Origin of the sequence: Geodermatophilus obscurus DSM 43160 (assembly GCF_000025345.1) — a bacterium.
Classification (GTDB): domain Bacteria; phylum Actinomycetota; class Actinomycetes; order Mycobacteriales; family Geodermatophilaceae; genus Geodermatophilus; species Geodermatophilus obscurus.
This window is the reverse complement of sequence record NC_013757.1, coordinates 2,849,859-2,866,742: the sequence shown is the minus strand read 5'-3', so window position 1 is coordinate 2,866,742 and position 16,884 is coordinate 2,849,859. Positions and strand designations below refer to the sequence as shown.

Annotated in this window: 16 protein-coding genes; 3 read left to right on the top strand and 13 right to left on the bottom strand. The window is 72.4% G+C overall.

Annotation, left to right across the window (positions count from 1 at the left end):
• Window position 1: 1 nt before the first annotated feature.
• From GOBS_RS13450 to iolC, 12 genes are all read right to left on the bottom strand, one after another.
• The gene (locus GOBS_RS13450) at window positions 2–778 is read right to left on the bottom strand and encodes a DeoR/GlpR family DNA-binding transcription regulator (RefSeq protein WP_012948816.1); all 777 of its coding nucleotides are present in this window, start codon (window positions 776–778) and stop codon (window positions 2–4) included.
• Window positions 775–1,782, bottom strand: coding sequence for a LacI family DNA-binding transcriptional regulator (locus tag GOBS_RS13445; protein WP_012948815.1), 1,008 nt, complete (start codon window positions 1,780–1,782; stop codon window positions 775–777). Before GOBS_RS13445 ends, GOBS_RS13450 begins: the two co-directional genes overlap by 4 nt.
• Before the next feature lie 823 nt (window positions 1,783–2,605).
• A complete protein-coding gene (locus tag GOBS_RS25475) occupies window positions 2,606–2,878 on the bottom strand; it encodes a hypothetical protein (RefSeq protein ID WP_166487390.1) in 273 nt (90 codons plus the stop codon).
• Window positions 2,875–3,282, bottom strand: coding sequence for a Gfo/Idh/MocA family protein (locus tag GOBS_RS25470; RefSeq protein WP_049788276.1), 408 nt, complete (start codon window positions 3,280–3,282; stop codon window positions 2,875–2,877). Before GOBS_RS25470 ends, GOBS_RS25475 begins: the two co-directional genes overlap by 4 nt.
• A 547-nt stretch (window positions 3,283–3,829) precedes the next feature.
• Complete coding sequence (locus GOBS_RS13435; protein WP_012948814.1) at window positions 3,830–5,323, bottom strand: CoA-acylating methylmalonate-semialdehyde dehydrogenase; 1,494 nt, start codon at window positions 5,321–5,323, stop codon at window positions 3,830–3,832.
• 62 nt (window positions 5,324–5,385) lie between these two features.
• Window positions 5,386–6,342 carry a sugar phosphate isomerase/epimerase family protein gene (locus GOBS_RS13430; RefSeq protein WP_012948813.1) on the bottom strand — a complete coding sequence of 319 codons (957 nt, stop codon included), beginning with the start codon at window positions 6,340–6,342 and terminating at the stop codon, window positions 5,386–5,388.
• Complete coding sequence (locus tag GOBS_RS13425; protein WP_012948812.1) at window positions 6,339–7,427, bottom strand: Gfo/Idh/MocA family protein; 1,089 nt, start codon at window positions 7,425–7,427, stop codon at window positions 6,339–6,341. The genes GOBS_RS13430 and GOBS_RS13425 overlap by 4 nt, the downstream gene beginning before the upstream one ends.
• Window positions 7,424–8,416, bottom strand: coding sequence for a TIM barrel protein (locus tag GOBS_RS13420; protein WP_012948811.1), 993 nt, complete (start codon window positions 8,414–8,416; stop codon window positions 7,424–7,426). Before GOBS_RS13420 ends, GOBS_RS13425 begins: the two co-directional genes overlap by 4 nt.
• Window positions 8,417–8,447: 31 nt before the next feature.
• On the bottom strand, window positions 8,448–10,397 hold the full coding sequence (gene iolD / locus GOBS_RS13415) for a 3D-(3,5/4)-trihydroxycyclohexane-1,2-dione acylhydrolase (decyclizing) (protein WP_012948810.1): 1,950 nt from the start codon (window positions 10,395–10,397) through the stop codon (window positions 8,448–8,450).
• Window positions 10,394–11,305, bottom strand: a complete 912-nt coding sequence (gene iolB / locus GOBS_RS13410; RefSeq protein ID WP_012948809.1) for a 5-deoxy-glucuronate isomerase — start codon at window positions 11,303–11,305, stop codon at window positions 10,394–10,396. Before iolB ends, iolD begins: the two co-directional genes overlap by 4 nt.
• A gap of 11 nt (window positions 11,306–11,316) precedes the next feature.
• Complete coding sequence (locus GOBS_RS13405; protein ID WP_012948808.1) at window positions 11,317–12,255, bottom strand: class I fructose-bisphosphate aldolase; 939 nt, start codon at window positions 12,253–12,255, stop codon at window positions 11,317–11,319.
• Window positions 12,248–13,210: a 5-dehydro-2-deoxygluconokinase gene (gene iolC, locus GOBS_RS13400; RefSeq protein WP_012948807.1), complete on the bottom strand. Its 963-nt coding sequence runs from the start codon at window positions 13,208–13,210 to the stop codon at window positions 12,248–12,250. The genes GOBS_RS13405 and iolC overlap by 8 nt, the downstream gene beginning before the upstream one ends.
• A gap of 223 nt (window positions 13,211–13,433) precedes the next feature.
• On the opposite strand from iolC, the gene GOBS_RS13395 reads away from it, so the two are divergent.
• Complete coding sequence (locus tag GOBS_RS13395) at window positions 13,434–14,162, top strand: GntR family transcriptional regulator (protein ID WP_012948806.1); 729 nt, start codon at window positions 13,434–13,436, stop codon at window positions 14,160–14,162.
• A gap of 184 nt (window positions 14,163–14,346) precedes the next feature.
• Window positions 14,347–14,586, top strand: a complete 240-nt coding sequence (locus GOBS_RS13390) for a hypothetical protein (RefSeq protein ID WP_166487389.1) — start codon at window positions 14,347–14,349, stop codon at window positions 14,584–14,586.
• Between the two features lie 65 nt (window positions 14,587–14,651).
• Here the strand turns inward: GOBS_RS13390 and GOBS_RS13385 are convergent, their stop codons facing one another.
• A complete protein-coding gene (locus tag GOBS_RS13385) occupies window positions 14,652–14,912 on the bottom strand; it encodes a hypothetical protein (RefSeq protein WP_012948805.1) in 261 nt (86 codons plus the stop codon).
• Window positions 14,913–15,458: 546 nt separating this feature from the next.
• Here GOBS_RS13385 and GOBS_RS13380 point away from each other — a divergent pair.
• A complete protein-coding gene (locus GOBS_RS13380) occupies window positions 15,459–16,883 on the top strand; it encodes a cytochrome ubiquinol oxidase subunit I (protein ID WP_012948804.1) in 1,425 nt (474 codons plus the stop codon).
• Window position 16,884: the final 1 nt, after the last annotated feature.

Below are 16,884 nucleotides of genomic sequence, written 5' to 3'. Positions count from 1 at the left end.
CTCACCCGTCTACGACGTGGGGGACCACTCCCACCCGTCGCAGGGCGCAGGCCAAGTCCGAGGGTGGCCGCTGGTCGGTGACCAGCCTCGCCAGTCGGCCGAGCGGTGCGATCCGTGCGGGCGCCGAGGTCCGGAACGCCTCCCGTGTCACCACCAGGACCACTTCGTCGGCGATGTCCATGAGCTGCCGTTGGACACTAGCCTCAGCGGGAGACGCCGCGTACAGGCCACGGGCGTCGATCCCGCACGGGGTGAGGAAGAACGTCCGGACCCGCAGCTGGGCGGTCGCAGCTTCCGTCGTGGGGCCGACGAACGCGTGTCGGCCGGCCAGGAGTTCGCCTCCCAGAGCGACCACCCGCTCGAGCCTGCGGGTGGAGAGGCACTGCAGCACGGGCAGGGAGTGGCTGATGACACACCCGCTGAAGGTCTCCGGAAGCGCGCGGGCCACCGCGTGACCCGTCGCCCCGGCATCGATGGCGATCGTGTCCGTGTCGCTCACGAGATCGACGGCATGCGCGGCCACCCGCTCTCGCGCCTCAGCGTCCTCGGGAGAGCCGGAACCCAGCGGAGCGCCGGGCGTGAGGCTGGCCCCGCCGTGCACCAACCGGACGTGACCGTCGTTCTCGAGGGCGTGCAGGTCGCGGCGGATGGTCATCTGCGAGACACCGAGCTGGCGGGCGAGGTCGGTGACCGACAGGAAGCCCACCGATCGCAGCGTTGAGAGCATCCAGGTCCGACGCTCGGCCGCCGCCTCGTAGCGCAGGCTCGGAGCTGTCACGGGGCCGGGTCCTGCCCGGTGTCCGGGGCCACGCGGGCCGGCCCGGTACTGGACCGGACGACGAGCTCGGCCGAGAGCTCCCGCGGACTGCCCAGGCCCGCGTCACGGCCCCGCACGAGGTCCAGCAACAGCTCGACGGCAGCGGTCCCGGCCATGGCGGCCGGGATCCGCACGGTGGTCAACCGGGGCGTCACCATCTCGGCCAGCTCGGTGTCGTCGAAGCCGACGACGCTGATGTCTGAGGGCACACCGATCCCGCGGTCGGAAAGCCGGTTGACCACGCCCACCGCGATCTCGTCGTTGTACGCGACGACAGCCGTCACCGACGCTGCGAGGACCAGGTCGGCAGCGCGCACACCGGCCTGGAACCGCGCCGCGAAGGGACCGAGTTCCGACGCCTCCATGCCCAACCGGCTGCAGGCGTCACGGAATCCGCGCAGCCGGACGTCGTTGGTGTAACCGTCGGGGCCGGCCAGGTAGACAACGGTGCGGTGTCCGAGTGCGTGCAGGTGCTCGACGGCGTGACCGGTCGCCTCGTAGAGGTTCGTGAGCACGGCCGGGATGCCGTCGAGGAGGCGGTTGAGCATGACGATCGGCGTCATGTCGGCGAGTGCCAGCAGGGCATCGTCCGGCATCCGCGGCGACACGAGCAGCAGCCCATCCACCTGCTGCGCCAGGGCTCGTGCCGACGTCTCCTCGTCGTGCACGACCTCGTCGGACCCGGCGACGAAGAGGGCGTAGCCCTCCCGGCGTGCCTGCCGGTCGACCGCCTTGGTGACGACGGCGGAGAAGGAGTTCGAGACGTCCGGGACGACGATGCCCAGGTTGCAGGTCCGCCCCCGCGCGAGCGCACTCGCTGCCGGATGGGGGGCGTAGTGGAGCTCCCCGGCCGCCGTCATGACGCGGCGCCGAGTCTCGTCAGCTACCGCCTGGGGCTGGGTGAACACCCGGGACACCGTCGCAGTCGACACACCGGCCCGGGCCGCGACCTTGCGGATGGACATGGCGCCTCCTTGTGCGTGTAACGCAGTCTGCAAGCGTTTTCAGTCACAGTCAAGGGGTGGCATGGCCCGTCGTAGCGAGCCGGGGCGCATCTGGAGGGCGGCCTCGTGAGCTCCGGCGTCCACACGCGGCGCCTCACCCGACGCACCTTGCGCAGGAAGAGACGACGGGCCCCGCATCGATCAGTGCAACGATCCGGTGTGCGGCCGCCGCGTCGATCAGATGGAGCTGGCTCACCAGCTCTGTCCGATGCTCGAGCAGTGTCGGGAGTTCGAGGTCCTGTTGGCCACGCTCACCAGCGGGAACCACGACTGGCTGGGGGTCCGGCAGAACGGCGAGTTCCTCGTGGACGGCTGTGGCTGTCCGACGTCGTCCTCGACGACCCGACCCTTGCACCCGACGGTGCCTGGACGGACGGTCGGCCGAGGAGCGATCGGTCGTCAGGTGCTCCCCGCGACTGCTCCCCCTGGCTCGTTCACGGACTCCTCGACGCTTGTACCCGCTGACCGAGAGTGCCACGAACTCACTGGCCGACCCATGGCCTGTCGCCCGTCGACGTCCGGGTCGCGGCGAACCCGGCACCGGGGGAGCCACCGACCGGCTGTCGCCGCAGGGCCGGAGCGGCTGGGCTACGAGGGGATGGTCGCGCTGGAGGGGCGACGGGCGACCCGGCGGATGCCCCGACCGGTGTCCGACCCCTTCATCCCAGCCGGCCGGTGGTAGCGGGCTCGACCACCCGACCTGTCGCCGCGCTGGTCCGTGCGGCATCGAGCACCTCGACGCCGGTGACGGCGTCCCACGGGTCGACCGGGGCGGTCTGTCACTTCAGACGGCGCGGGCGATGCTGGTGTAGAAGGCGCTCCCGTCGCCCGGCTGCGAGGGCACGGGGGTGACGCCGCCGCGGTGGATGCCGCCCCATCGGCTCTCGGGGACCGTGGCCCACGCGGCTCCCTCCGCCTCGGGTGTCCGGCCGGCCGTCAGCCGCGCGGTCCGGCCGTCGTCGTCGGGAACGAACAGGGTGGCAGCGGCGCCGTCGACCCGGAAACGCGAGCCGACGTCACCCTGCCGCGCCCAGTTGCCGGTGACGTGCGAGATCACCCCGCCCTCGTGGTGGAGAGCCACGAAGAACCCCTCGTCGAACCCGTCCTCCTCGGCGCCAGGCGCAGCTCGGCGTAGACCGACCCGACCGGGCCCAACAGGTGCAGGGCCTGGTCCACCGGGTGGCTGCCCAGGTGCAGCAGCGCGCCACCGCCGGTGACCGGGAGGCCCTCCGGCTGCGGCGGCTGCTCCATCCGCGACTCGAAGAGCAGCACCTCACCGAGCGCGCCGTCGGTGACGACCTGCGGGACGGTCCGAAGTCCGCATCCCACCGGCGGCTCTGGTACATGGTCAGCAGAACGCCGGCGCTCGACGGCGAGCACGGTCTCCCGCGCCATCGTTGCGTCGGGGGCGAAGGGCTTGTCGCACACGACCGGCAGCCCGAGCTCCACCGCCTCGCGCACGAGGCATGCATCGCGGGGTGCCTCCAGGGGCTGAGGAACTCGACGCGGTGGACATCCCTCCCGTGGTCCGGTGAGGCGGCCGGCTCCTCCGGCATGACGGTGGACAAGCGCGGCGGTCCGAGGAGGTACTTCCCGTTCCGCCGGACACCCAGCCGGTCGTAGTTCTCGGTCGCGAGTCTGGCCCAGGGTGCCTCGGGCTTCCTGCACTGCTCGAGGATCGGGTGGTGCGCCCGGCTTCTCGCTTGTGAGCAGGGCTCGGGCCGTGTGGTTGTCAGGCCATCACTGCCGCTCCCGGCTCTCCGTTCGAGCCACTGGGAACGGGCCTCGGATGAGGGGCGACCGAGGCGTGCGATGCGTCCAGATGGGCGGACGTGCCCTGGTCGGGAATGAGGGAGACCCTCCCGCTCGCGACAGCAGCCGACTCGCTCGCCCGGAGCAGGGCAGCCGGCGCCGGCGGAGACGGGTCTCGCCGGCGCCGGCCGGTCACGTGGCCCCGTCCAGAGGCTCGCCGCGAGCCCGCGAGCGGTGAGGGGGACGGGGTCCTTCTTCAGGCGTTCTGCGGGAAGCCCAGGTTCAGGCCGCCGTGGCTGGGGTCCAGCCAGCGGCTGGTGATGACCTTGCCGCGGGTGAAGAAGTGCACGCCCTCGGCGCCGTGCGCGTGGGTGTCACCGAAGAGGCTGTTCTTCCACCCGCCGAAGGAGTAGTAGGCCATCGGCACCGGGATCGGCACGTTGATGCCGATCATCCCGACCTGCACCTCGTGCTGGAAGCGCCGGGCGGCGCCGCCGTCGTTGGTGAAGATCGCGGTGCCGTTGCCGTACTCGTTGCTGTTGATCAGCTCGACGGCGTGCTCGTAGGTGTCCACCCGCAGCACCGACAGCACGGGGCCGAAGATCTCGTCGGTGTAGACGCTCATCGCCGGCTCGACGTGGTCGACCAGGGTCGGGCCGAGCCAGAACCCGTCCTCGCCGCCTTCGGGCTGCACCTGGCGGCCGTCGACGACGAGCTTGGCGCCCTCCTTCTCGCCGGCCTCCACGTAGGACTCGACCCGGTCCCGGTGCCGCTTGCTGATCAGCGGGCCCATGTCGCAGCCCTTGCGGCCGTCGCCGGTGCGCAGGGTGTGGGTGCGCTCGGCGATCCGGGCGACCAGGTCGTCGCCCACCCCGCCGACGGCGATCACGGCACTGATCGCCATGCACCGCTCACCGGCCGAGCCGAACCCGGAGTTCACCGCCGCGTCAGCGGCGAGGTCCAGGTCGGCGTCGGGCAGCACGACCATGTGGTTCTTCGCCCCGCCCAGGGCCTGCACCCGCTTGCCGTGCCGGGTGCCGGTCTCGTAGACGTACTGGGCGATCGCGGTGGACCCGACGAAGGACACCGACTGGATGTCGGGGTGCTCGAGGAGCCGGTCGACGGCGACCTTGTCGCCGTGGACGACGTTGAACACGCCGGCGGGCAACCCGGCCTCCTTCCACAGCTCGGCGATCCACAGCGACGCCGACGGGTCCTGCTCGCTGGGCTTGAGGACGACGGTGTTGCCGGTGGCGATCGCGATGGGGAAGAACCACATCGGCACCATCGCCGGGAAGTTGAACGGGCTGATGATCGCGACCGGTCCCAGCGGCTGGCGCACCGAGTGCACGTCGACGTTGGTCGAGGCGTTCTCGGTGAAGCCGCCGCGGACCAGCGAGGGCACGCCGCAGGCGTACTCCACGACCTCCTGGCCGCGGGAGACCTCGCCCAGGGCGTCGTCGAGGACCTTCCCGTGCTCGGCGGTGATGATCGCCGCCAGCTCGGGCTTGCGGGCGTTGAGCAGCTCGCGGAAGCGGAAGAGCACCGCGGTGCGCTTGGCCAGCGAGGTGTCGCGCCAGCCCGGGAAGGCCGCCGAGGCGGCGGCCACCGCCGCGTCGACCTCCTCGGTCGAGGCGAGCGGGACCTCGCCGATGACCTCGCCGGTCGCCGAGTCGGTCACCTCTCCGGTGCGGCCACTGGCGCCCTCGCGGCGGGCGCCCTCGATCCAGTGCGGGATGTGCGTGGGCATGGCTGCCTCTCTGGGTGGTTCGGTCCGCCGTCAGGGAGCGGTGTCGTCAGGGAGCGGTGTCGTCAGGGAGCGGTGTCGTCAGGGAGCGGGGTCTGCGGGAAGTTCGGCCGGGAGGTGCCGGCGTCGGGCCCGGCCGCGTCGGCGTCCGGGAGCGTCCCCGCGGGGAAGTGCTTGCCGACCAGCCGGCGGATCGCGTCGAGCATGCGGATGCCGGACTCGCGGGCCTGGTTGTCCCAGCCGAAGACGCAGGTGGTGAGGACGCCGTCGAAGCCGATCCCCGCCAGCGCCGCGAAGGCCTCGTCGGCGTCCACGTCGCCGCGCCCGAGCTCCATGTGCTGGTGGACGCGGGTGGTGTTGCCCGGCGGGTTGGTGATGTAGCGCAGCCCGTCCGAGGCCCGGTGGTCCATCGAGTCGGCCACGTGCACGTGGGTGAGCAGCTCGCCGGCGTTCGCGATGATCCCCGGCGCGTCGTCGCCCTGGTGGAACGTGTGCGGCATGCAGTACAGGAAGGACACGCACGGCGAGTCGATGCCGCGGATCATGTCGAGTGCCGGGAGGCCGAGCTCGATGAAGTCGTCCGGGTGCGGCTCGAGGGCCAGCTTGACGCCCTCGCGCTCGAAGACCGGCAGCAGCTCCTCCATCGACCGCCAGAACATCGCCTCGGCGAGCTCGGGCGCCTCGGGCCGGCCGTTGAACTCCGAGTTCATGGTGTCCACGCCGAGCTCGACGCAAATCTCGATGGCCCGCCTCCAGTAGCGGACGGCGGCCTGCCGCTCCACCTCACCCGGGCCCGACCAGCGCATGACCGGCAGCAGCGAGGTGACGCCGACGCCCGCATCGGACAGCCTCGACCGGAACGCCCGCACCGTGGCGGTGTCCACCCGCGGGTGCTTGAAGAACGGGATGAAGTCCTCGCGGGGGGACAGCTCGATCCACTCGTAGCCCATGCCGGCCACCACGTCGGGCAGCTCCAGCAGGGGGACGGTGCGCAGCATCTGCGGGTCCAGGGCGATCCTCATGACGCCGTGCCCTCCCGCGACGCCAGCCGGACCTCGGTGCGCTGCCCGCTGCGCAGCGCCTCGACGCCGGCCGCGCACACGGCCTGGGCGGCGTAGCCGTCCCACGCCCCGGGGCCGTCGACCTCACCGCGGCGGGCGGCGTCCACCCACCGCTGCAGCTCGATGTCGTAGGCCCGGCCGAACCGCTGCCGGAAGTCCGGCGCGATGCCGGTCGACCGGGCGGCGCCCGACGACCCGCCGGACGTGCGCACCAGGCCGGCGTCGAGGCCGATCATGGCGCTGCCGTCCTCACCGACGACCTCGGTGCGCACCTCGTAGCCGACGCCGGTGCTCACGAAGCACTCGACGTCGACCATGCGGCCGCTGGTGGTCTCGAACAGCACCAGCAGGGGGTCGGACTGGCCGGCGACGGCGTGCCGGGTCGCCTTCGGGCGCAGCACGGTGACCGCGGCGATCTCCTCGTCGAGGAGGAACCGGGCGACGTCGACCTCGTGCACCACCGAGTCGTTGACCATCATCTCGCTGGTGAAGTGCGGCGGGACGGCGGCGTTGCGGTGCGCGCAGTGCACCAGCAGCGGCTCGCCCAGCCCGCCGGCGTCGATCAGCGCCTTGAGCTCGGCGTACTCGGGGTCGAAGCGGCGCATGAACCCGACCTGGACCAGCCGCCGCCCGGTGCGCGCGGCGTACTCGTCCTCGGCCCGCACCACGGCCAGGGAGCTGTCGGCCTCCATGGTCAGCGGCTTCTCGCACAGCACCGGCTTGCCCCGCTCGATGCAGGCCAGCACCTGCTCCTCGTGGAACTGACCGGGCGTGGCGATCAGGACGGCGTCGACGTCGTCGTCGGCGATCGCGACCAGCGGGTCGCCGATCACCCGGCAGCCGGGCACGGTGGCGGCCACCTGCTCGGCCTTCTCGGCGAAGGCGTCGCTGACCGCGACGACCTGGGCGCCCGAGATACGGCTGTAGAGGCGGGCGACGTGGTCGGCGCCCATCATCCCGACGCCGAGGACGGCGACCTGCAGCTCGCGGGCGGGGACGTCGGCCAGGTCCGGGAGCGCCCCGGCACGGGTCTCGGCGGTGGTCATGCCCGGTGCTCCTCTGCACTCGTGGTCTTCGGGGCGCCGATCTGCAGCGACGGCAGCTGACAGCCGGCGATGTGCCTGTGGGTGCGCTGGGCGATCGGGAAGGGCTGGTCCGGCGGGCAGGGGTACATGTCCTGCTCGACGATCGCGAAGACGTCCAACCCGTGCGCCTCGATCGCCTCGAACAGCGGCGGGTAGGCCGGGACCCCGGTCGGCGGCTCCACCATCGCGCCCATCCGCACCGCCTCGGGCCAGACGATGTCCTCTTCCAGGATGCGGTCGATGAGGACCGGGTCGACCTGCTTGAGGTGCAGGTAACCGATCCGCTCCGGGTACTTGTTGATCAGCTCCAGGTTGTCGCCGCGGTAGTAGCTGACGTGCCCGGTGTCCAGGCACAGCGGCACGTACTGCGGGTCGGTGTCGGCGAGGAACCGCTCGATGTCGCGCTGCCAGCCGACGTGGCTCTCGGCGTGCGGGTGGTAGGCGATGGTCAGCCCGTACTCGTCCCGGATCGCGCGGGCCAGCCGGTCCACACCCGTGGTCTTCGCCTGCCACTGGTCGGCCGTGAGCTCGCGGGACTCGATGTCCGCGCCGGTCTTCTGGTCGCGGAAGGTGTCGGGGATGACCACCACGTGGGTGCCGCCCATCGCCTGGGTCAGTGCCGCGACGTCCTTCACCTGGCCCCACACCGCGTCCCAGGAGTCGGGCCGGTGCAGGTGCTCGAACACGGTGCCGGCCGACACCTGCAGCCCCCGCGCCGCGAGCTCGTCGGACAGCTGCGCCGGGTCGGTGGGCAGGTAGCCGTAGGGGCCCAGCTCGATCCACTCGAAGCCGCAGGCGCTGACCTCGTCGAGGAACCGCTGCCACGGCACCTGTTCGGGGTCGTCGGGGAACCAGACGCCCCACGAGTCGGGGGCCGACCCGACGCGGATCCGGGCCCGGCCCGGCTCGGCGGCGGCCTGGGCGGGGGCCGCGGGGTGCTGCGCGGTCATCTGTTCTCTCCTCCGTGGGCGGGCGTGCGGATCAGGACTGCGGGGTGTCGCGCTCGGACGGCGCGAGGTAGGCGGGCCGCTGCACGGCCTTCCAGCGGTCGTAGACCGCGCGGGCCTCCTGGGTGCTGGACAGCGTGGAGACCTCGCTGACCGGCACGTCCCACCAGGACTCGCTGGAGGGGGCGTCGATCAGCGGGTCGGTCTCGACGTGCACGACCGTCGTCCGGTCGCTGGCCTTGGCCTTGCGCAGCGCCGCCTCGAAGCTCGGCCCGTCCTGCGCGACCAGGACGTCGACGCCGAGGCTCGCGGCGTTGGCGGCGAGGTCCACCGGCAGCACGTCGCCGTCGAGCCGGCCGGACTCCGAGCGGTAGCGGTAGCGGGTGCCGAACCGCTGCGACCCCAGCTGCTCCGACAGCGCGCCGATCGAGGCGAAGCCGTGGTTCTGCACCAGGACGACGACGATCTTGACGCCCTCCTGGACGGCGGTGACCAGCTCGGTCGGCATCATCAGGTAGGACCCGTCGCCGATCATCACGAAGACGTCCCGGTCGGGGCTGGCCATCCGGATGCCGATGCCGCCGGGGATCTCGTACCCCATGGTCGAGTAGCCGTACTCGACGTGGTAGCCCTTGCGGTCGCGGACCCGCCACATCTTGTGCAGGTCACCGGGCATCGAGCCCGCGGCGCAGACGACGACGTCCCGCGGGGCGGAGACCTCGTTGACGATGCCGATGACCTCGTTCTGGGTGAGCCGGCCGCCCTCGCCCGCGCTGGGCACCTCCGGGTGGTAGGCGGCCTCGACGGTGGCCTCCCACTGCGCGGCGAGCTCGGCGGTGCGCTGCCGGTGGGCGTCGTCGACCGACCAGCCGGCCAGGGCGTCGGTCAGCGCGGTGAGCGTCTCGCGGGCGTCGGCCTGCACGCCCACCCCGGCGTGCTTGACGGCGTCCATCGAGGCGACGTTGACGTTGACGAACCGCACGCCGGGGTCGTTGAACGCGGTGTGCGACGCGGTGGTGAAGTCCTGGTAGCGGGTGCCGATCCCGATGACGACGTCGGCCTCGCGAGCCAGGGCGTTGGCCGCCGTCGTCCCGGTGGAGCCGATCGCCCCCACCGACTGCGGGTGGTCGTAGGGCAGCGCGCCCTTGCCGGCCTGGGTCTGCCCGACCGGGATGCCGGTGGCCGACACGAAGGCGTCCAGCGCCTCGGTGGCCTGCGAGTAGATGACGCCGCCGCCGGCGACGACCAGCGGCCGGCGGGCCGACCGGATCACCTCGACCGCGCGCTGCAGGGCGGCCGGCTCGGGCAGCGGCCGGCCCACGTGCCAGGTGCGCTCGGCGAACAGCTCGACCGGCCAGTCGAACGCCTCGGCCTGCACGTCCTGCGGGAAGCAGAGGGTGACCGCGCCGGTCTCGGCCGGGTCGGTGAGCACCCGCATCGCGCCGAGCAGCGCGCCGGGCAGCTGCTCGGGCCGCCAGATGCGGTCGAAGTAGCGCGACACCGGGCGGAACGCGTCGTTGACGGTCACGTCGCCGCTGTGGGGCTGCTCCAGCTCCTGCAGCAGCGGGCCGGCCGAGCGGGTGGCGAAGGTGTCGGCGGGCAGCAGCAGCACCGGCAGCCGGTTGATGGTCGCCAGCGCCGCGCCGGTCAGCGTGTTCGTCGAGCCGGGGCCGACGCTGGTGGAGACCGCCCAGGTCTGCAGGCGGTCCTTGGCCCGGGCATAGGCGACGGCGGTGTGCACGACGGCCTGCTCGTTGCGGCCCAGCACGTAGGGCAGCGCGCCGGGCTCGTCGATCTCGGCCTGCAGCAGCGCCTGGCCGAGCCCGGCGACGTTGCCGTGCCCGAAGATGCCGAAGCAGCCGGCGAACAGCCGCTGGCGCTGCCCGTCGCGCTCGGTGTGCTGCTGCGCGAGGAAGCGCACGACGGCCTGGGACACGGTGAGCCGCACGGTGTCGGTCCGTGCCGGCGGCGGGTAGTCGCTCACGGTCGGGGGGCTCCGTTCTGGTCGGTGCCGGCGGGGGAGTGCAGGGGGAGGCGGGGGTCGACGTCCTCGTCGGCCCAGGTGCCACGGATCCAGGTGTGCGCGGGGTCGTCGACGATCCGCCAGGCGCGCTCGTCGCCGGGACCGGCCATGACGTTGAGGTAGTAGAGGTCGTGGCCCGGAGCGGCGATGGACGGCCCGTGCCAGCCGTGCGGGATGAGCACGACGTCGCGGTCGCGGACCTCGGCGAGCACGTCGATCGGCCGCTCGGCGGTTCCGTAGACCCGCTGGTAGGCCAGGCCGGGCTGCCCCTGCGGGCCCGGGGCGACCTCGAAGTAGTAGATCTCCTCGAGCTCGCTCTCCACCTCGGAGGCCTCGTCGTGCTTGTGCGGGGGATAGGAGGACCAGTTGCCGCCGGGCGTGAGGACCTCGCAGGCGATGACCGCGTCGGCCTCGAACACGCCGGCAGTGGCGAAGTTGTTCACCTGCCGGCTGCACCGGCCGGCGCCCCGCAGCTCGACGGGGACGTCCGACGCTGGGCCGTAGCGCACCGGCAGGCGACGGGAGGCCCGCGCGCCGCACAGCGCGAACCGCCCGCCGTTGCGGCTGGCGAGCTCGGCGGTGACGCCGAGCGGCAGGTAGGCGAAGTCGGTCGGCCCGGCGAACACGCCGCTGCGCCCGGCGAGGGTGAGCACCTCGCCGTCGCACTCGACGACCAGCCCACCCGAGAGCGGGACGACGAGGACCTCGTCCGCGCCGGTGTCCAGGGTGTGCGAGCCGCCAGGGGGCAGCTCCAGCACCCGCAGGCTGGAGTGTCCCCAGCCGGCGGACTCAGGGGTCACCTCGAGGGCGTACGGGCCGGAGGCTGCGCTGCCGGCAGGCAGGTGCTGCGACGCGGTGGTCGCGGTCATCGAAGGACCCTTCAGTGCACGAGGGAGACGGCAGTGTCGACCGCGGAGGCGACGTCGTCGTCCAGCGGGTAGAGCAGCGTGCGGCCGACGACCAGGCCGCGCACGGACGGCAGCGCGAGGGCGTCGCGCCAGGCGGCGTAGGTCTCCTCGGGTCGGCGGGAGGGGTCCCCGCCGAGGAGCAGCGTGGGCAGGGTGGTGGCGTCCATGACCCGCTCCATCTCGGCGACGACCGGGAGCTTCATCCAGGTGTAGGCCGAGGTGGCCCCGAGCCCCTGGGTGATGTGCACCGACTTGATGACCGCGTCGGGGCTGAGGTCGTTGGTGACCCGGCCGTCGACCCGCCGGGACAGGAACGGCTCCAGCATCGCCACCACGCCGGCCCGGGCCAGCTCGGTGACCGCCCGGCCGGAGGTCTCCAGCATCTGCACCGTGCCGGGGTCGTCGAGGTCGATCCGGTTGAGCATCTTCGCCGCGTCGAAGCGGGCCTCCACCACGCCAGCGACGTCGTAGCCGGTCATCCGGTCGTCGAGCTCGAAGCTGGCCCCGGCCAGGCCGCCGCGGTTCATGGAGGCGACCACGACCTTGTCCTCGAGCGCGCCGAGCAGCAGCAGGTCCTCGGCGATGTCGGCGGTGGCCAGGAGGCCGTCCACGCCGGGGCGGGCCAGCGCCGTCCGCAAACGGTCGAGCATGTCGGTGCGGCTGTTCATCGCCGCCGGACGCCCCTGGGCCGACAGCGCGCCGCGGGCCGGGTGGTCGGCGGCCACGAGCATGAGCCGGCCGTCCTCGGGGAGGAAGGCCGGCCGCCGGCGGCGTGCGGCCAGCGCCCGGCGGATGGCCTGCGGGTCCCGGCTGCGGACCTCGGTGACCTCGGCGTAGGTGGTGCACACCGGCCGGGACCCGTGGGTGTCGGGTGCGGGGGCCTCGGTGGGGGACAGGACGGTGTCAGACACGGGTGCCCTCCAGGGACGCGGTGACGTGCTGCTCGATCTCGGCGGAGGTGGGCATCGCGGTGGAGCACTCCAGCCGGGAGGCGACGATGGCGCCGGCGGCGTTGGCGTTGCGCAGCATCTGCTCGAGGGGGAGCCCGGTGAGCAGACCGTGGACCAGCGAGCCACCGAACGCGTCACCGGCCCCGAGCCCGTTGACCACCTCGACCGGTGTGGGCGGGACGACGACCCGCTCGCTGCGGGTCTTGCCGAGGACGCCGCGCGGGCCCTGCTTCACGATCGCCAGCTCGACCCCGGCGTCGAGCAGGGCGTCGGCCGCCCGGTCCGGCTCGGTCTCGCCGACGGCGACCTCGCACTCCTCGCGGTTGCCGACGGCGACGGTCACGTGGGGGAGGACCGCGCGCACCTGCGCCGTGGCCTCCTCGTGCGACGTCCAAAACGTCGGCCGGTAGTCCAGGTCGAGCACGGTGTGCCGGCGCCGTCCCCGGGCCTCCCAGGCCGCGTGGTGCGCCGACCGGCTGGGCTCCTCGGACAGGCCGGTGACCGTCGCCCAGAACAGCTCCGCGTCCCGGATCGCGGCCAGGTCCAGGTCCTCCGGCCGCAGCTGCAGGTCCGGGGCCTTCGGGCGGCGGTAGAAGTACAGCGGGAAGTCGTCCGGCGGGAAGATCTCGCAGAAGGTGACCGGCGTGGGATGGGCCGGATCGACCACCACGAGCCGGTCGTCGACACCGAGGTCGCCCAGCGCGCGCTGGACGAACCGGCCGAACGGGTCGTCGCCGACCCCGGTCACCAGGGCGGTGGCGTGGCCGAGCCGGGCCGCGGCGACCGCCACGTTCGCCGCACTGCCACCGAGGAACTTGCCGAACGTCTCGACGTCCTCCAGGCCGACCCCGACCTGCAGCGGGTAGACGTCCACCCCACTGCGGCCCATCACGACCACCTCGAAGCTGTCTGTCACGGTGCTCCGTCCCCTCGCCCGTCGACGTCCGCCTGCCCCTGGGACTGTGCTCCGGGCCACACGGACGTGTCAAGACTTTGTTAGGACATAAAGGCAACAAGACGTCCGGTGGTCAGTTGCCCCGGAGAGATGATGACGACAGGACGTCCTGAGGTGCGATCATGTACCGGCGGGGCCGAGTTCCCGGTCGAGCCCGCGCGGTGCCCGCAGCCGAGGAGGTCCTGTGCTGACGTTCGACATCGACCGCTCCAGCCCCACGCCGCTGTACTTCCAGCTGGCCCAGGCGATCGAGGGGGCGATCGCCGGTGGCGACCTGCCGGCCGGATCCCGCCTGGAGAACGAGATCCTGCTGGCCCAGCGCTACGGGCTGTCGCGGCCGACGGTGCGCCGGGCGGTGCAGGAGCTGGTCGACAAGGGGCTGCTGGTCCGTAAGCGCGGGGTCGGCACCCAGGTGATCCAGCCGCACGTGCGCCGGTCGGTCGAGCTCACCAGCCTCTACGACGACCTCGCGCGGGGCGGCGAGGCACCCACGACCGAGGTCCTGTCGCTCGAGCGGGTACCGGCGCCGGCCGACATCGCCGAGGAGCTCGACCTGCCGGAGGGGGACGAGATCGTCGTCGTGCGCCGGCTGCGGCGCTCCCACGGGGAGCCACTGGCGCTGCTGACCAACCACCTCCCGGGCCGGTTCGAGCCGACGGTCCAGGACCTCACCGATCGCGGGCTGTACCAGTACCTGCGGTCTCAGGGGGTGCACCTGCGGGTCGCCCACCAGCGGATCGGCGCGCGGCAGGCCCGCACGGACGAGGCCCGGCTGCTGGAGGAGCCGCCGCGCTCGGCCCTCCTGACGATGCAGCGGACCGCGTTCGACGACCAGGGCGTGGCCGTGGAGCTGGGCCGGCACGTCTACCGCGCGTCCCGCTACGACTTCGAGACGACGCTCGTCGGTCGCTGACCCACCCGGGCCGCGCGTCGGGGCTTCGGCATGACCTGCCTCACCGCGCAGCGCCGACAGCCGGTGGCGTCGGCCACATCTGCTCACTCGCGGTGGGGACACTCACAGTGTCCGGGCGAGATATGCCAAGGCGTCAGGACGACCATGGATGTCGGGACACCGACCGACACCCGAGGAGATCGTCATGCAGGGCACCGCCTTCGCCATCGCCGCCACCACGCCCGACCTGGGGTGGGTGGACTCGCTGCGCCGTCGCCGGGCCGAGCGCCACGCCCGCCGCGCCCTCGAGCGCGAGCTCGCCGACTACGCCACCGCCAGCGCCCGGGACGACCTCGCCGCCCTGATCGCCGGCCACGGGGTTGCCGACAGCGAGGCCGCCGACGTCCTCGTCCGCCAGGCTCGCCGCGACCTCTTCCGCGCCTGAGGAAGGACCCCGTCCTCCCCACCCTTCGCAGGCTCAGGGTGGGGCCCTGGACGGGGCCGTCATGCTCAGCTGAAGGGGTTCTCGCCGGCCTCGATCCGTGCGGCGAACTCCCGCAGCGCCGCCGTGTCGGGGGTCCCGCCGGCGTTCCGGATGGCGGCGTCGAGCGCAGCGAGGACCTCGTCCGCCGGCCGGCCGGCCATGTCGTCGCCGATGTCGGCCAGCGTGGGGGCGATCCGCTCGCTGAGCAGCTCGGCCCGCCGGCGCACCAGCGGCTGCAGCAGGTGGAGGAGCTCCGACTGGAGTCCCTTCCTCGGTCGACGCGCCACGTCGGGACTCCTCGGCACACGGGGGAGCTCGCCGGACAGACCCCGTTGAGGACGCGGCAGCGAGCCGCCGTCAGTGGACACCGACTCGTGCGCCCGGAGCAACCCCGCCGTCCCCGGCCCGGCGATCGGCGGTGGACAGCCGGCGGTCCGGCGGCGAAGACCCGATGAGCTCCGGGTGCAGGAGGAGCGTCGGCTCCCCGAGCCGCTAGGGCTGCGCGGGGTCGTCCCGGCCGGGCGGCCGGACGGCGTCGTCCTCGCCCGGCCGGTCCCATCGACCCCGCGGAAGGCGCGCTCACCGCGTCGCTCACCCAGCCGGGCACCCGGTTCCCCTCGTCGTCGGCTCCGCCCGACCCGGATCCGATCGGCCGGTCGCTTCCCGACGCGGTAGTGGGACCGTTATCCACAACACCCAGCGCTCATGGAGCCGGGCGACCTGCAGCGGGACGACCTGCGTGCGAGGCTGGTGCCCGCCCGGAGCCGCGACCTCCCGCGCCAGCCACGCGCCACTCCCTCGGTCACCGGTGTCCGTTCCTGGGGCAGGTGCGCATGGACGTGGTGGAGCTCTCCCGGTTCCAGTTCGCCTCGACGAGCATCTTCCACTTCTTCTTCGTCTCGCTCACCGTCGGGCTGGCCTTCCTCATCGCGGTGATGGAGACCTTCGCCTTCGTCCGCAGCGACCGCCGCGAGCTCTACGGGAAGATGACCAACTTCTTCGGTCACCTCTTCCTCATCAACTTCGCCGTCGGCGTGGTGACCGGCATCGTGCAGGAGTTCCAGTTCGGGATGAACTGGAGCGAGTACTCCTACTTCGTCGGCAACATCTTCGGCGTCCCGCTCGCGCTCGAGGTGCTGATGGCGTTCTTCCTCGAGAGCACCTTCATCGGGCTGTGGTGGTTCGGCAAGGACCGGCTCAAGCCCTGGATGCGTCTGGGGGCCATCTGGCTGGTCGCCATCGGCACCCAGATCAGCGCCTTCTGGATCGTGCTGGCCAACGCCTGGATGCACCACCCGGTCGGCTACGAGGTCGTCGACGGCCAGGCCCGGCTCACCGACTTCGGCGCCGTCGTCTTCAACTACAAGGCCTGGCTCTACTTCGCCCACGTGCAGGGCAGCGCCTGGGTGGTCGCCGGCTTCTTCGTCCTCGGCATCAGCGCCTTCCACCTGCTCCGGCGTCAGGACACGGACGTGTACTCGCGGTCGTTGCGCATCGGGCTGGTCTTCGCCGCGGTGGGCACCGTCTTCTCGGTGGTCAGCGGCCACACCGAGGCGCAGGTCGCCCGCGAGGACCAGCCGATGAAGTTCGCGGCGATGGAGGCGCAGTGGGAGACCTCGGAGTCGCCTGCCCCGTGGTCGTTGGTCGCGCTCATCGACCAGGAGGCCCGGGAGAACACGGTCAGCCTCGAGATCCCCTACGTCGGGTCGATCCTCGCCTACAACAGCCTCGAGGGCCGCTACGAGGGGATCAACCAGCTGGAGGAGCAGTACGACGAGGCATACGGGGAGGGGGACTACGTCCCGCCCGTGGCCTGGGTGTACTGGTCCTTCCGGATCATGGTCGCCATCGGCTCGCTGCTGCTGGCCACGGCCTTCCTCGGCCTGTTCCTCTGGTGGCGACGGCGACAGGGGCTCGACGGGACGCGCTGGTTCCTCCGGGCCCTGGTGCTGTTCATCCCGCTGCCGTGGATCGCGAACTTCACCGGGTGGATGGTCACCGAGATGGGCCGGCAGCCCTTCATGGTCTACGGCCTGCTCACCGTCGAGGAGGGGGTCAGCGCCAACTCCCTCGGCGAGGTGCTCGCCGGCCTGGTCGGGCTGTGGGTGGTGTACCTCGCCCTGATCGGGCTGGACGTCTACCTGCTCACCGTGACCGCACGGGCCGGCATCCACCGCACGCCCGACGCGCAGCTGGTCGCCGCGCCCGCGCCCAGCTACGAGGGCACCGGCTTCCAGGGCTACGAGCGGAAGGACTGAC